This is a genomic window from Microbacterium sp. BK668 (genome assembly GCF_004362195.1).
Classification (GTDB): Bacteria; Actinomycetota; Actinomycetes; order Actinomycetales; family Microbacteriaceae; genus Microbacterium.
Window position 1 is genome coordinate 2,102,340 of sequence record NZ_SNWG01000001.1, and the last position, 15,386, is coordinate 2,117,725.

At 71.0% G+C, this 15,386-nt stretch carries 14 protein-coding genes; 12 read left to right on the top strand and 2 right to left on the bottom strand.

The genetic code is table 11. The features are described 5' to 3' along the window. Positions 1 to 74 precede the first annotated feature (74 nt). The 4 genes from EV279_RS09315 to EV279_RS09335 all read left to right on the top strand — a co-directional run bounded on the left by EV279_RS09315 (position 75) and on the right by EV279_RS09335 (position 4,972). Entirely contained in the window at positions 75 to 1,529 is a 1,455-nt protein-coding gene (locus EV279_RS09315; protein ID WP_133542842.1) for an ABC transporter permease, read from the top strand. Positions 1,530 to 1,684: 155 nt separating this feature from the next. Next, positions 1,685 to 2,416, top strand: coding sequence for an ABC transporter ATP-binding protein (locus EV279_RS09320; protein ID WP_133542844.1), 732 nt, complete (start codon positions 1,685 to 1,687; stop codon positions 2,414 to 2,416). A gap of 102 nt (positions 2,417 to 2,518) precedes the next feature. Further along, on the top strand, positions 2,519 to 3,526 hold the full coding sequence (locus tag EV279_RS09325; RefSeq protein ID WP_133542846.1) for a magnesium and cobalt transport protein CorA: 1,008 nt from the start codon (positions 2,519 to 2,521) through the stop codon (positions 3,524 to 3,526). A 105-nt stretch (positions 3,527 to 3,631) separates the two neighbouring features. Beyond that, positions 3,632 to 4,972 carry an FAD-binding oxidoreductase gene (locus EV279_RS09335; protein ID WP_133542848.1) on the top strand — a complete coding sequence of 447 codons (1,341 nt, stop codon included), beginning with the start codon at positions 3,632 to 3,634 and terminating at the stop codon, positions 4,970 to 4,972. 95 nt (positions 4,973 to 5,067) lie between these two features. Here the strand turns inward: EV279_RS09335 and gndA are convergent, their stop codons facing one another. Both gndA and EV279_RS09345 read right to left on the bottom strand, forming a co-directional pair. Further along, positions 5,068 to 6,564, bottom strand: a complete 1,497-nt coding sequence (gene gndA / locus EV279_RS09340; RefSeq protein ID WP_279526928.1) for an NADP-dependent phosphogluconate dehydrogenase — start codon at positions 6,562 to 6,564, stop codon at positions 5,068 to 5,070. 170 nt (positions 6,565 to 6,734) lie between these two features. Then, on the bottom strand, positions 6,735 to 7,697 hold the full coding sequence (locus EV279_RS09345) for an NAD(P)-dependent oxidoreductase (protein WP_133542862.1): 963 nt from the start codon (positions 7,695 to 7,697) through the stop codon (positions 6,735 to 6,737). 107 nt (positions 7,698 to 7,804) lie between these two features. Here EV279_RS09345 and EV279_RS09350 point away from each other — a divergent pair, with 107 nt between their 5' ends. From EV279_RS09350 to EV279_RS09385, 8 genes are all read left to right on the top strand, one after another. Continuing rightward, complete coding sequence (locus EV279_RS09350) at positions 7,805 to 8,881, top strand: D-2-hydroxyacid dehydrogenase (RefSeq protein ID WP_133542864.1); 1,077 nt, start codon at positions 7,805 to 7,807, stop codon at positions 8,879 to 8,881. Positions 8,882 to 8,916: 35 nt separating this feature from the next. Further along, a complete protein-coding gene (locus EV279_RS09355; protein ID WP_133542866.1) occupies positions 8,917 to 9,720 on the top strand; it encodes an IclR family transcriptional regulator in 804 nt (267 codons plus the stop codon). 84 nt (positions 9,721 to 9,804) lie between these two features. Next, positions 9,805 to 11,220 carry an MFS transporter gene (locus tag EV279_RS09360; RefSeq protein WP_133542868.1) on the top strand — a complete coding sequence of 472 codons (1,416 nt, stop codon included), beginning with the start codon at positions 9,805 to 9,807 and terminating at the stop codon, positions 11,218 to 11,220. 11 nt (positions 11,221 to 11,231) lie between these two features. Then, entirely contained in the window at positions 11,232 to 11,990 is a 759-nt protein-coding gene (locus EV279_RS09365; protein ID WP_133544806.1) for an SDR family oxidoreductase, read from the top strand. Further along, positions 11,990 to 12,721 carry a fumarylacetoacetate hydrolase family protein gene (locus EV279_RS09370; protein ID WP_133542870.1) on the top strand — a complete coding sequence of 244 codons (732 nt, stop codon included), beginning with the start codon at positions 11,990 to 11,992 and terminating at the stop codon, positions 12,719 to 12,721. Before EV279_RS09365 ends, EV279_RS09370 begins: the two co-directional genes overlap by 1 nt. Before the next feature lie 17 nt (positions 12,722 to 12,738). Continuing rightward, on the top strand, positions 12,739 to 13,779 hold the full coding sequence (locus EV279_RS09375; RefSeq protein WP_133542872.1) for a zinc-binding dehydrogenase: 1,041 nt from the start codon (positions 12,739 to 12,741) through the stop codon (positions 13,777 to 13,779). After that, positions 13,779 to 14,384, top strand: a complete 606-nt coding sequence (locus tag EV279_RS09380; protein WP_208109507.1) for a gluconokinase — start codon at positions 13,779 to 13,781, stop codon at positions 14,382 to 14,384. Before EV279_RS09375 ends, EV279_RS09380 begins: the two co-directional genes overlap by 1 nt. Positions 14,385 to 14,683: 299 nt before the next feature. Beyond that, a complete protein-coding gene (locus EV279_RS09385) occupies positions 14,684 to 15,334 on the top strand; it encodes a 50S ribosomal protein L25/general stress protein Ctc (RefSeq protein ID WP_133542874.1) in 651 nt (216 codons plus the stop codon). Positions 15,335 to 15,386: the final 52 nt, after the last annotated feature.

Genomic DNA, 15,386 nt, shown 5'->3' on the forward strand with positions numbered 1-15,386 from the left:
ACCGAACCCGCGCAGAAACGTCGTTCCTACCGTCTTCCTCGACGGCCGGCCCCCTGCCTGCCGAGAGGAGACCCATGTACTGGACGTACCTGCGGCGGGAACTGGCCGGCCGCAAGAAGCAGACGATCATCGTCGCCGCCGGACTCGCGATCGCGATCGCGCTCGTCATCGTCGTCAACGCCCTGTCGACGGGAGTGCGCGACGCTCAAGCCGAAGCGCTGGAGTCGGTGTACGGCGTCGGAACCGACCTCACCGTCACCGGCGCACAGGTCGAGCCGGGCGAGGGCGGGGCGGGCGGGCCCCGCTTCGAGTTCGACGAGGACGGCGGCACGACTTCGGACGACGGCACCACCAGCCTCAGTCAGTCGCGGCTCCTGGCCGACTTCCTGCGGGGCGATCTCGACGCCTCGACCGTCGACACGGTGGCGGGCGTCGAGGGAGTGGCCGCGGCATCCGGAGCCCTGGCGCTCACGAACACGACCTTCAGCGGCGAGCTGCCGCAACCGCCCGCCGACGGGGGCGCCGACGGGAACGGGGGCGACATCACGCAGCAGCCGCCGCAGGAGGGACAGGGCGGATTCGCCGGGGGCGCGTTCGACGTCGACGCCTTCAGCGTCCTCGGCATCGACCCGTCGAACACGGAGGTCGGTCCGCTCTCGGCCGCCGAGGTCGTCGACGGCCGCGCTCTCGGCGCCGGCGACGAGGGACAGAACGTCGCCGTGCTCGACGAGGCCTACGCGACATCGAACGATCTCTCCGTCGGCGGCACGATCGACGTCGGCGGCACGACGGTGGAGATCGTGGGGATCATCGCGTCGACGTCGAGCTCGGCCGATACCGCGGCGAACGTCTACCTGCCGCTCGACGTTGCACAGTCCATCTCGGGAGTCGGCGACGTGGTGTCGACCGTCTACGTGCAGGCGTCCTCGGCCGACGACATCCCGGCGGTGCAGTCGGCGATCGCGCAGGAGCTGCCCGAGGCGACCGTGAGCTCGCAGTCGGAACTCGCCTCGACGGTGTCGGGATCCCTGTCCTCCGCGACGTCGCTCATCACGAACGTCGGCACATGGCTGTCGATCCTCGTGCTGGCCGTCGCCGTCGTGCTGGCCGTGCTCTTCACCATCTCCGGCGTGTCTCGCCGCACCCGCGAGTTCGGCACCCTGAAGGCGATCGGCTGGTCGAACGGCCGGGTCGTCCGTCAGGTCGCGGGGGAGTCGGTCGTCCAGGGCATCGTCGGAGGCGCGGCGGGCCTCGTGATCGGACTCGCGGGGATCTGGGCGATCAACCTGATCTCGCCCACCGTCTCGAGCGCCCCCGCCGCCGAGCAGAATGGCCCGGGCGGGGTGCCCGGGTTCATGCGGGACCTCACGACCATCTCGACCGACATCGTCCTGTCAGCGCCCGTCACGATCTGGGTCGTCGTGGCCGCCGTCGGCCTCGCGGTCGCGGGCGGTCTCATCGCGGGCGCCTTCGGCGGCTGGCGCGCGGCCCGGCTGAGCCCCGCCGAGGCTCTGCGATCGGTGGGATGAGCCACATGGATGCCATCACCTCCGGCGATCCGGCCCGGGCGGGCGGCCCGGCCGCACCCGCGACGACACCGACTCCGACTTCGACACCGACTCCGACTTCGACTTCGACTTCGACTTCGACTCCGAAGACCCTTCCATCCACGACAGGAGATGCCATGACCATCCTCGACGATTCCACCTCGCCCGCGCCCGAGGGCCTCGCGCCCGCGCCGCTCTACCGCCTCTCAGGCGTAACGCGGACCTATCGGCAGAAGGGGCAGCCGGTCACGGCGCTGGCCGGGGTCGACCTCGATATCGCGGCCGGCGACTTCGTGGCGATCCAGGGTCCGACGGGCGGTGGCAAGTCGACGCTCCTGCAGCTGCTGGGAGCGCTCGACCGGCCGTCGTCGGGCTCCGTCGTGCTGGGAGAGACGGATGCCGCGACCGCGTCGGGTGCGCAGCTCGGACGCCTGCGGGCCGGGGAGATCGGGTTCGTGTTCCAGGGATTCAACCTCATCCCCACCCTGACCGCGCGGGAGAACGTCGACATGGCGCTCGAGCCGCTCGGACTGCCCCGGGCCGAGCGCACGGCGCGGGTCGCCGAGGCGCTCGCGCACGTCGGCCTCGCCGATCGTGCGGAGCACCGACCCGGCGAGCTCTCGGGCGGGCAGCAGCAGCGCGTCGCCATCGCCCGAGCGATCGTCAAGCGCCCGCGCGTGCTCCTCGCCGACGAGCCGACGGGCAATCTCGACGAGAGCATGCGCGACGAGATCCTCGCGGTCCTCGAGACGCTCCACGCCGAGGGGCTGACTCTCGTCGTGGTCACGCACGACTCCGCCGTCGCACGGCGCGCGCGCCGCCGCCTGCGGCTCGAGAGGGGCCGCATCAGCGACATCACGGCGGGCTGAGCATCCCCTCCTCGCGAGGCTCGGCAGACGGGCGCGCGTCGCGGCGTGTCGCTCGCCGTTCGCGGAGTCTCGCGGGCCGCTCACCGACCTAGGGTGACTTCCATGGCTCTCATCGATTCCGGCGTATACGTGGACGGCCGGCGCGTCGACGGCGACCGGGATCCCGGAGCCGCCGTGCGCGAGGCACGCGCGTCGGGCGGCCTGGTGTGGATCTCTCTGGCCCGCACGGATACCGACGCCCTCCACACGCTCGCGGACCTCCTGGCGCTGCACCCCCTCGCCGTGCGCGACTGCCTGAGAGGCCACCAGCGCAGCAAGCTCGAGCGCTACGGCGACATGACCTTCGTCGTCCTGCAGCCCGCGCGCTACGACGACGCGCGCGAGACGGTCGAGTGCTCCGAGGTGGACCTCTTCATCGGCCCCGACTTCGTCGTGAGCGTCGACGGCGACGACCGGGTCGACGAGGTCGTCCGCGGGAAGCTCGGCGATCATCCCGACATCGTCGCGAAGGGACCCTACGCGGTGCTGTGGGGGACGGTCGAGCACGTGCTCGCCGGGTACGGGCCCGTGCTCTCGGGCGTCGAGAACGACATCGACGAGATCGAGGACCAGCTCTTCTCCAACGACGAGGGCGTCTCGAGGCGCATCTTCAAGCTGCAGCGAGAGGTGATCGACCTGCTGCACGCCACCGCGCCCCTCGCCGACATGCTCGAGCGCGTGCAGGACATCGTCTCGGGCACCTCGGGGAGCTCCGCTCCCGCCTTCCACGACCTGGAGGACACCGCGCGGCACCTGACCGATCGCGTCGACGCCTTCAAGCACACCCTCGAGTCGGCTCTCGGCATCCACGCGACCCTCGTCGAACAGGCCAACAGCGACGCGATGCGCCGCATGACGGAGTTCAGCATCACGCAGAACGACCAGGTGAAGAAGGTGTCGTCATGGGCCGCGATCCTCTTCGCTCCGACCCTCGTCGGCACCGTCTACGGCATGAACTTCCACTACATGCCCGAGCTCTCCTGGCCGTGGGGCTACCCGATGGCGCTCGCGCTCATGCTCGCCACGAGCGTCACGCTCTACTTCCTCTTCAAGCGGCGGGGGTGGCTGTGAGCGGGGTCGCGGCTGAGTGCGCGCAAGCGCCGTCGCGCGCCTCGACCTCGGCGGGAGGCGAGCGGGGCTGGCCGGTGTCGGCGGAGGGCGCTAGCGTGTCCCGCTATGGACCTCGCAGCTCTGCGCACCGCCGTCTCCGGATCCGTTCTCGCCGCTGAAGACCAGGGATGGGACGCCGCGCGCAACTCGCACGCGGGGCTCGGTCGACCGGACGTGATCGTCCGCGTGGACTCGCTCGACGACGTGAGCGAAGCCGTCCGCTTCGCCGCGGCCGGCCACCGCGAGGTCGTCGTGCGGGCAGGGGGTCACAGCGCCTGGTGCACCCTCGACGACGGCGTCCTCGTCGACCTCACGGCGCTCGACAGCGTCGAGGTCGTCGAAGATCCCGACGGCGGCGCCCTCGTCCGCATCGGCGGGGGAGCGCGGTGGGGCGATGTCGCGCGGGTGCTCTCCGACCGCGGTCTCGGGATCAGCTCAGGCGACACCGCGTCGGTCGGCGTCGGCGGCCTGACGCTCGGCGGCGGCATCGGCTTGATGGTGCGGGCGTGGGGACTCGCCGCCGATCAGCTCGTCGGTGCTCAGCTCGTCACGGCGCAGGGCGAAGTCGTCGAGGTGACGGATGCCTCGCACCCCGACCTCCTCTGGGCCCTCCGAGGCGGCGGTGGCAACTTCGGAATCGTCACGCGGTTCGACTTCCGCGCGCACGACCTGTCCGGGGTCGTGCTCGCCGAGCTGGGCGTGTCGGGCAACGCGCGCCCGATCCTCGCCGCACTCCGCGATGTGCTCGCCGATGCGCCGCGGGAGCTCACCGTCACGTTCATGGACGTCCCGGCCATGGATCCGAACGCGCCGGCCGGCGCGTCGATCGTCGCCGTGTGGGCGGGCTCCGACGAGGAGGCGCTGCGCGCGGCCCTCGCCCCTCTTCTCACCGTCGAGGGTGTCGTGCTGAACGACCTGGCTGCGCGCGTCTATCCGGACATCCTCCTCGACCACCCTGTTCCCGAACCCGAGCAGCAGATGCCCGGATTCCTCGGCGGCAACACCCTGCTGCCCGAGCTCGACGACGACGCCATCGACGCCCTCGTCTCCTTCCGCGAGAGCACGCCGGCCTCCGTGCTTCTCCTTCGATCGCTGGGCGGCGCCTTCGGCGACGTACCGCAGGACGCGACACCCTTCCCCGCACGCAACGCGACCTGGTTCGCGATGGCGGGCGCCTTCGACATCCCGGGCCTCGTCGACGACGCGCAGCGCGCCCGGCTCGAGGAGGCCTGGGCCGCGATCGAGGCGCGCGGCGCCGGGGTCTACGGCAACTTCTCGACGACGACCGATCCCGCGTTCGCCGAGCGGATGTACCCCGCCGGGACGATGGCGCGCCTTGCCGCCGTGAAGGCGACCTGGGATCCGCGCAATGTCTTCGCCCGCAATCACAACGTCGTACCGGCGTGACGCCGCCTGACCGGCCGAAGCGGAACCCGAGGGACTCCTGACGCGGCGAAGGCCCGAGCCGGCTCGGCCCGGGCCGGTGTCGGCCGGGCCGGCCGTCAGTGGGTGTCTTCGGCTTCGATCTCGGTGCGGTCGCCGGACCAGAGGGTGTGGAAGGTGCCGGGCTTGTCGATGCGCTTGTAGGTGTGCGCGCCGAAGAAGTCGCGCTGGCCCTGGATGAGCGCGGCGGGAAGGCGGGCGGCGCGGAGGCCGTCGTAGTAGGCAAGGGACGAGGAGAACGCGGGGGCGGGGACGCCGGCGGTCGCGGCGACGGTGACGATGCGCCGCCACGCGTCCTGGGCGCGGCCGAGCGCTTCGACGAAGTACGGCGCGGTGAGGAGCACCGGGAGGTCGGGCTGGGCGGCGTAGGCGTCGGCGATGCGGTTGAGGAACTGGGCGCGGATGATGCAGCCCGCGCGCCAGATCTTGCTGACCTGGCCGAGGTCGATGTTCCAGCCGTACTCGGCCGCGCCCGCGCGGATCTCGTCGAACCCCTGCGAGTACGCGACGATCTTCGAGGCGAACAGGGCAAGGCGCACGTCCTCGATGAACGCGTCGGGATCCGCGGCCTCCAGGTGCACGTCCGGGCCGGGCAGGGTGCGGGAGATCGCGCGCTGCTCGGGATGGGACGACAGGGAGCGGGCGAAGGTGGCTTCCGCGATGCCGGAGACGGGGACGCCGAGGTCGAGCGCGGTCTGCACGGTCCACGCACCGGTGCCCTTCGCGCCGGCCTGGTCCACGATCACATCGACGAGCGGCATGCCGGTCTCGGCGTCGATCTGGCGCAGGACCTCGGCGGTGATCTCGATCAGGTACGACTCCAGCTCACCGGCGTTCCACTCCGCGAACACATCGGCGATCTCGGCGGGGGACTTGCCGGTGCCGTGCCGGATCAGGTCGTACGCCTCGGCGATCAGCTGCATGTCGGCGTACTCGATGCCGTTGTGCACCATCTTCACGAAGTGGCCCGCGCCGTCGTGGCCGACGTGCGTAACGCACGGCTCACCTTCGGCGACCGCGGCGATCGAGCGCAGGATGGGACCGAGCGTGACCCATGACTCGTCGGGGCCGCCGGGCATGAGCGACGGGCCGTTGAGCGCGCCCTCCTCCCCACCGGACACGCCCATGCCGACGAAGTTAACGCCCGTCTCGCGGACGGCCTTCTCGCGGCGGATCGTGTCGGTGAACAGGGCGTTGCCCCCGTCGACGATGATGTCGCCCGGCTCGAAGACCTCGAGCAGCGAGTCGATGACGGCGTCGGTGGGGCGGCCGGCCTTGACCATCACCACCGCCGTGCGGGGGCGGGTCAGCCGGGCGGCGAACTCCTCGTAGGAGAACGCGGGGACGAACTCCGCCTCGGGGTGGGCGGCGACCAGCTCATCGGTCTTGGACCGGCTCCGGTTGAACACCGCGACCGTGTTGCCCTCCCGGCTGGCCAGGTTCCGGGCCAGGTTCGAGCCCATCACCGCCAGCCCGACCACACCGATGTTCGCCGTCGCCGCCACCGCGGCATCCGTCCCCTCCGGCGTCGGAGCGGGACGCTTCACATCCTCGATCCGCGGAGCACCCTCGTGCTCCGTCGTCGCCTCGTCCGGCGACTGATCCTGATCGGTCGAGATCTTCGTCTGGACGTCGGGCTCGGTACTCGAAGGTGTCTCAGACACACGTGCTCCTTGGATCGATCGCGCAGGGGTTGACATCAAGCCTAGAGTTCGCGGCAGTCGTGTTACACCGTCTTGTCGCGGCGCTCACCGTCGGTCGCTCCCGGCCCTGAGCCTGGAGAGGTGCCCCGCTGACCGACGAACCGCTTTGCGACGGAGATGTCCCGGTCGCCGAGTCCCGCCTCGATGAGCTCTTCGAACGCCGCCTGCAACGTGGGCAGCACGACGGCGCGCGTGCCGGTCTCGGCGGCCACGTCGGCGGCGAAGGCGAGGTCCTTGCGCATGTACCGTGCGACGCCGCTGGGGGAGTCGTCACCGGTCACGAGTCTCGTCTTGCGGCTCGCGAGCAGGTTCGAACCGGCATATCCCGTCTCGAGCAGATCCCAGAGGGTCTGCGCATGGATGCCCGAGCGCTCGGCGAGCACGGTTGCCTCGCCCAGGGCGAGGATCGTCGCGGCGACGATGAGCTGGTTGCAGGCCTTCGCCACCTCACCGGCGCCGAGCGGCCCGAGTGTCACGGGTCGGCCGCATGGGGAGAGGAGCCTCGCTGCTCGCTGCGTGTCGGCGGTCTCACCCCCCAGCATGATCGAGAGCGTCCCCGCCGCCGCGCCGTCGGCGCCGCCCGAGACCGGGCAGTCCACGATCCGCACGCGGCCGCCCGTCTGCTCGCGCAGGCGAGCGGCGAGCGCGCGCACCCCCGTCGGCGACGATGTCGAGCCGATCATCACCAGCAGTCGCCGGTCGCCGGCGAGGAGGCCGTCGGGACCGTCCAGCAGCGCCTCGAGATCGGGCAGGTCCGGAAGCATCACGAGGACGGCGTCGGCCTGTCGCGCCAGCTCGGCGGGCGTGTGGGCCCACGTCGCCCCCGCGGCCACGAGGCTCGAGTGATGCCGGCGTGCATGGACCACGATCCGGCCGCGAGCGGCGAGGAGGCGACGCGCCATCGGCTCGCCCATCGCGCCGAGCCCGAGGACGCCGACGATGTCCTCGCCTCCCGTGGCGTCGCCCTCTTCGTCGAAGCTGCTCATGAGGGCAGAATAGCGCATGTCCAACACGTAGGACACTGTTCAATATCTTGAACTCGCGATAGACTGTATCGCAGACTCCGCCCGTCGACCCCGAGGAAGGGATCCGGATGACCGACTCACTCACGACCGCCGTGTCCGTCGCGACGCTCCGCGCCGTGGCGGCTGTTCCCCTACGCGAGGAGCTGTGCGCGCTCATCGAAGAGCTCGAGCCCCGCGTGGAACTGGTGCGCGCGCACACCCTCACGCCCCCTATGCGGGGTGCCGCGGACTGGTCGGGGGATCCCGCCTTCGTGCGCACCCCGGAGCAGCAGGCGGAATTCGATGCGCTGGTCGACTCCGCCGACGCGCTGCTCGGCATCCCGGATGTCGACCCCGACGCGCTGGCTCGCACGGTCGCGGCGAACCCGCGTCTGCGCTGGGTGATGACGACGGCCGCCGGGGGCGGCAGCCAGGTCAAGGCCGCCGGCCTCGACCGAGAAGCGCTCGACCGCATCGTGTTCACGACGAGCGCCGGCGTCCACGGCGGGCCGCTCGCCGAGTTCGCCGTCTTCGGCGTGATCGCCGGCGCGAAGGACCTGCCCCGACTGCTCCACGATCAAGAGCGCCGGGAATGGCCGGGGCGTTGGGAGATGCGTCAACTCGACGAGCTGACCGTCCTCGTGGTGGGTCTCGGCGGGATCGGCGCCGAGTGCGCGCGCCGCTTCAGCGCGCTCGGCGCGCGCGTCTGGGGCACGAGCCGCTCGGGGGCGCCGGTGGACGGCGTCGACCGGCTCGTACCGCTCGACGAGCTCGAGTCCGCGGCGGCTGAGGTGGATGCGATCGTGGTGACGCTTCCCGGCACCGACCAGACCCACCATCTGATCGGCGAGGGTGTGCTGTCGGCCGTGAAGCCCGGCACGATCCTCGCGAGCGTGGGCCGGGGGACCGTCGTCGACGAGACGGCGCTGCTCGCGGCCCTGGAAGACGGGCGCATCGGCTTCGCGGCGCTCGATGTGTTCGAGGTCGAGCCACTTCCCAGCGAGTCGCCCCTGTGGTCGCACCCGCGTGTGCTCGTGAGCCCCCACACTGCCGCGCTGAGCAGCAAGGAGGAGGAGCGCATCGCGCGTCGCTTCGCCGACAGTGCGACACGACTCCTCGATGGTCGACCGCTGCCGAACGTGGTCGATACGGTCGAGTTCTACTGAGGGGCGCCCGGGCGTCCCCGAGCGAAGGGATGCCGATGACCGACGACCAGGACGACCGCCTGGGCCGTGATCCCGCGCCCGCCGTCACGCGCAGCATTCGTCTCCTCGATCTGCTCGCACAGTCGACCGGGCCGATGACGCTGACCGAGCTCGCCACCGGCCTCGGTCTCGCCAAGTCCTCGACGGCGAACCTCTGCCTCGCGCTCGAGGCCTCCGGGATGATCGAGCGCGTCCCGGTCGGATTCCGCCTCGGCCGGCGCACCGCCGTGCTCGGGGGTGCCTTCGCTGCCCAGTTCCAGCAGGTGCGCGAGTTCTACGCCGTGTGCGACGCATCGCCCGTGCTCCGTCACGAACTCGTGCAGGTCGCGATGCTCGACGGGACGGACGCGCTCTACCTCGCCCGTCACGAGGGCGGTGCGCGAGTGCGACTGGGCACGCCGCTCGGGTCGCGGCTTCCGGCCGCGCTCTCGGCGACCGGTCGGGCACTGCTCATGGGTCTTGACGACGAAGCCGTCACCGAGCTCCTGGGCGACCACGCGCCCTTCCCGCAGCTGACCGACCGCTCACCGACCGACCTGGCCGCCCTGCTGGAGCGGCTCGCCCGCGCGCGGCAGCGCGGCTGGGCACTCGACGCCCAGGAGTCGTATACGGGCATCGTCGGGGTCGCCGTGCCTCTCGAGCCGTGGGCTCCCGGAGATCCGCGCCTCGCTCTGGGCGTCGGGATGTCGGCTGCCGAGGCGGACGACGCGCACGTCGAGCGAGTCGCAGCCGCCCTCGCGGATGCTGCCGAAGCTCTCACGAATCCGTTCAGCGCGGCGGCGAGGAAGCCGCCCGGCTGAATCCCGGTTCAATATATTGAACTCTGTCCATCAGGTTGGTATGGTGAGGCATCGCCACCTGGCGAGCCGATCGAAGGAGATGGCATGAGCACCTCAGAGCCCGACCTGGCACCGACGCCGACGGAAGATCCCGAATACGCCACGAATCTGCGTCGCGCGACGCTCGCCTCGAGCGTCGGCAGCGCTTTGGAGTACTTCGACTTCGCCCTGTACGGGCTGTCGACGGCGCTCATCTTCAACGTGCTGTTCTTCCCCCAAGACGATCCCGCCATGGCCACCGTCGCGGCCTTCGCCACCTACGGCGTCGGGTTCCTCGCAAGGCCCTTCGGCGGTCTGTTCTTCGGAACGCTCGGGGACCGGCTCGGACGCAAGTGGGTGCTCGTCATCACGATCCTTCTCATGGGCGGGGCCTCGACCGCGATCGGCCTGCTTCCCACCTATGAGGCCATCGGCATCCTCGCGCCGATCATCCTCGTCTTCCTGCGCCTGCTGCAGGGCTTCGGGGCGGGCGCTGAGCAGGCAGGTGCCACCGTGCTGATGGCCGAGTACGCGCCCGTGCGCCGCCGGGGCTTCTTCTCGGCACTGCCGTTCGTCGGCATCCAGGCCGGCACGCTCCTCGCGGCCGTCGTCTTCAGCCTCATCACGCTGCTGCCCGAGGACCAGCTGCTCGCGTGGGGCTGGCGCGTCCCGTTCCTCGCCTCCTTCCTGCTGATCCTCGTGGCGCTGTTCATCCGCATGCGTCTCAAGGAGACCCCGACCTTCATCGAGCTCGAGAAGCACGAGCAGATCGCCGATCACCCGATCCGCGAGATCTTCACCCGCGGTCTGCCGGGGGTCATCGTCGGCATCGGGCTGCGGATGGCCGAGAACGGCGGCTCGTACATGTTCAACACCCTCGCTCTGACGTTCTTCGTCTCGATGGTCGGCGCGGACGCCGACCGGAGCCTCCTGACGTGGGGTGTGACGCTCGGGTCGCTCATCGGCATCTTCTCCGTCCCCCTGACCGGCGCGCTCTCCGACCGCTTCGGTCGCCGCACGGTCTACCGCTTCGGCGCCGTCTTCCTGCTCTGCTACTCGTTCCCGGCATGGTGGCTGCTCTCTCTGGGCAACTACTACCTGGCGATCGCGGTGGTCGCGGTGGGCATCGGAGTAGGCGTCAACTCGATGCTCGGACCGCAGTGCGCAATGCTTCCCGAGCTCTTCGGCAACCGCCACCGGTACCTCGGCGTCGCGATGGCACGTGAGCTGTCGGCCGTGATCGCGGGCGGTCTCGCAGGCGTGCTCGGCGCCTACTTGATCGCCGTAAGCAACGGCAACTGGCTCCTGCTCGCGATCTACATGGCGACGCTTGCCATCATCACGACGGCCTCCACATTCCTCGTCCCCGAGACGCTGCGTCGCGACCTCACGCGGCTCGACGACGCCGTCAAGGTGTCGCGCGACGAGGTCGGCGACGACGTGAGCGCCACCACCGTGACGATCCGCACCGTCCAGTGGTGACGGAGTCCGCCATGTTCGACCTCACCGGACGCACTGCGCTCGTGACGGGATCGAGCCAGGGCATCGGACGGGCTCTCGCTCAGGGGCTCGCCGGAGCCGGCGCGACGGTGATCGTGCACGGTCGGGATGCCGCGAAGGCGGCCCGCACGGCCGAGGAGATCGCGTCGGCTGTCGGGCGACGCGTGCACTCCGCCGTGTTCGACGTCACCGATCCGATGGCGGTGGATGCCGGCATCCAGGCCCTCGAAGAAGAGCACGACGTCGTGGACATCCTCGTCAACAACGCGGGCATCCAGCGCCGCGCACCCATCACGGAGTTCCGGGACGAGGACTGGACCGAGCTCGTGAGCACCAACCTCTCGAGCGTCTTCTACGTCTCGCGCCGCGTCGCGCGCGGCATGGTGGCACGCGGATCCGGCAAGCTCATCCAGATCGCCAGCGTCCAGTCGCAGCTCGCGCGCCCCGGTATCGCCCCCTACTCCGCCACGAAGGGTGCGATCGCAATGCTCACCAAGGGACTCTGCGCCGACCTCGCGCCGCACGGCATCCAGGCCAACGCGATCGCTCCCGGATACTTCGACACCGAGCTGACCCGGGCGCTCGTCGCCGACGAACGGTTCTCGGAGTGGGTGCGCGGGCGCACGCCGGCCGGGCGGTGGGGCCGGACCAGCGACCTCGTGGGCGCCGTCGTTTTCCTCGCGGCATCCGCGAGCGACTTCGTCAACGGCCAGACGCTCTTCGTCGACGGCGGCATGACGGCGGTCGTCTGATGCGTATCGGACGCGCGCTGGTCGGGGGCCACGAGCGGCACGTGCGCCAGACCTCGGATGGCTGGGTCGTCGTCGCCGACCCGTACGCCGCGCTCGCAGCGGGGCGGGAGCCGACGGACATCGGACCCCACGGCGACGGACAGCTCCTGGCGCCGAGCGCTCCCGTCGTGGTGGTCGGGATCGCGCAGAACGGACCGTCCCACGCGTCGCCCGTGCAGGCGTGGCTCAAGAGCCCGCACGGCGTCACCCCGAGCGGGCGCACAGTGGAACTGCGGAGGGATGCGGGAACCACGGTCGCCGAGGGGGAGATCGCCGTCGTGATCGGGAGGGACACCACCGGCCTGACCGCCGACAGCGCGCACGAGTACGTGCTGGGAGTGACCGCGGTGAACGACCTGTCGAGTCCGGAACGGACGGCTCTCGACCCGCGTAACTTCGAGTCCAAGTCCGGTGTCGGTTACACGCCGCTGGGACCGTGGATCGACACGGACGCGGACATCGACTCGGTGGCGCTGACGCTTCGGGTCGACGGCCGGCGGGTCGCCGAGACGGATGCCACGGCGCTGCCCTGCTCGATCCGGGATTGCCTCGCCTACGTCGCGCGGTGGTCGCCGCTGGGACCGGGCGACGTCGTGATGACAGGCGCCCCGTTCACGGCGGCGCCGATAGAGCCCGGATCCGTCGTCGAGGTGCAGGTCGGCGATGTCCTGCTCGTGACCCCGACGGCGTGAAGGAGGAGGAGAGCACCGTGTCGAACCCCGGCGTGATCGCCTACGCGGCGGGCGACGTCCGCGTCGTCGATCTCCCCGAGCCGCGGCCCGCCGCCGACGAGGCGGTCGTCGAGATCGCCTTCGGGGGCGTCTGCGGCTCCGATCTGCACTACTGGCGCCACGGCGCGGCCGGCCAGTCGGTGCTGCGCGAGCCCATGCTCCTGGGGCACGAGGTGTCGGGCACCGTCCTGGCTCCAGCTCCCGACGGCTCCGGCCCGGGGCTCGGCGCGCGTGTGGCCGTGCATCCGCTCACGCCGCGCGGCGACGGCTCGACCCCCTGGCCCGCCCAACGCCCGAACCTCGCGCCCGCCTCGACCTACCTCGGCTCGGCCATGCACCTGCCCCACACGCAGGGCGGCTTCGCGCGACGCGTGGCGCTGCCCGCCCGCATGCTCCATCCCGTGCCCGACACGCTGCCGCTCTCGCTCGCGGTGCTCGCCGAGCCTGCCGCCGTCGCCTGGCACGCCCTCGCGCGGGCAGGGGGCGTGCGAGGTAGACGCGTCGCGGTGGTCGGCGCGGGTCCGATCGGACTGCTCGTCGTCGCCGTCGCCCTGCATCACGGGGCGGAGGAGGTCGTCGCTACGGATCTCGAGGCGTCACCGCGGCGCATCGCCGGGTCGCTGGGGGCACGCACCCTCGACGCCCGCGACGACGAGGCGATCGGGGCGCTGCACGCCGACGTCGTCGTGGAATCCAGCGGTACGGTGCCCGGGCTGTCGGCGGCGATCCAGGCGTGCGCGCGCGGGGGAACCGTTGTGATGCTGGGGCTGCAGCGCCACGGCGATGTCGCGGCGCCGCTGGCCACCGCGATCACGCGGGAGCTCGACCTCGTCGGATCGTTCCGGTTCGGCGACGAGTTCGACGAGGTCATCGAGGCTCTCGCCGCCGGCGATCTTCGCGTGGACGGGATCGTGACCCACGTCTTCCCGGTCGTCGACGCCGTCGAGGCGCTCGAGACCGCGGGGGACGCTTCGGCGTCGTCCAAGGTGCTGCTGGCATTCGCTCAGGCCGCCGGCTGATGACGGCGCGACTGGTCGTGATGGGCCCGAGCGGTTCAGGGAAGTCCGTCGTCGGCGCCGCGATCGCGGCGCTCACGCGAGCGCGCTTCGTCGACGCCGACGACCTGCATCCCGCCGCCAGCATCGCGAAGATGGCCGAGGGAACCCCTCTCGACGATGCGGACCGGATGCCGTGGCTCGATGTCGTCGCCGAGGTCCTCGCACGCGACGAGGGCGACATCGTTATCGCGTGCTCCGCACTCGCCAGGCGCTACCGCGACCGCATCCGATCGGGCTGCGCGGAGGCGGCCTTCGTCGAGCTGCGGGTCGACGAGGAGGAACTGTCGCGACGCATGGGCGACCGCGAGCACTTCATGCCCACCGCTCTCCTGCATTCGCAGCTCGCGACGCTCGAGCATCTCGACGACGACGAGGACGGGGTGGTGGTGCGCAACGACCGCTCCGCGGCGGAGGTGGCGGCGGAGGCGCTGCGGGTGCTCCGCGAGCGTCAGTCCTTGCGGTATGCGGCGCGGCCCATCGACCAGAAGGCGAGCACCGTGCCGACCAGACCGACTGCGGCGATCGCACCGATCACCCAGAGCATGACGTGCGAGGCGAAGCCGTAGTCCATGGGAACCTCCGAGGTCGGGAAGCGTGCGTCTCTCATCGTAGCGGGCGGGTGATCGACGGCCCGGCGCCGGCCCTGCGAGTGCCCGCTCGCACCCCCTGGTAGAATCGGAGACTGTACTTCGGCGAGGGATGCCTCGGCCCGCTCAGCGGCGGGCAGCGGCATCCGTTATCGACGCGGTGATCAAGGCTCACGGCTTTCCTCACGCGCTCGCGTTCGAGTCGAATCCAGACCCCCATACGCCAGGCTCCGCGCCTGAACACGAACGGGCCCGTGCGCCCGCCAAGGAGAACCAACATGGCCACCGAGACCGACACCAAGGTCCACGCCGAGCTTCGCGAGAACTTCGGCAAGGGCTTCGCCCGCCGCCTTCGTGCCGCCGGCAAGATCCCCGCCGTCATCTACGGCCACGGCACCGAGCCCGTGCACGTCGCCCTCCCCGGGCACCAGACGGCGCTCCTCGTGCGTCGCGCCAACGCCGTGCTGGAGCTCGAGGTCAACGGCAAGCAGCAGCTGACGCTCGTCAAGGACGTGCAGAAGGACCCGGTCCACCAGATCATCGAGCACATCGACCTCGTGGTCGTGAAGGCCGGCGAGAAGATCCAGGTCGACGTCCCCGTGGTCGTCGTGGGCGAGCCCGAAGCCGGCACCATCGCCAACCTCGACGCGACCACTGTCGCCCTCGAGGTTGAGGCGACCCACATCCCCGAGCACATCGAGCTCGACGTCGAGGGTCTCGAGGACGGCACGCACATCACCGCCGGCCAGCTCACGCTGCCCCGCGGCGCGGTGCTCGTGGCCGATGCCGATCTGCTGGTGGTCGCCATCTCGGTCCCGGCCGCGACGCTCGCCGCGGCCGACGAGATCGAGGCGGCCGACGAGGCCGCCGCCGAGGAGCAGTCGGAGGAGGCGGAGGCGTCCACGGAGGCTCAGGAGGAGTCCGAGTAAGGACTGCTGCCGCGTCGCGCCGCTCGGTGCGACCCGAGAATCGAGCGAGGGG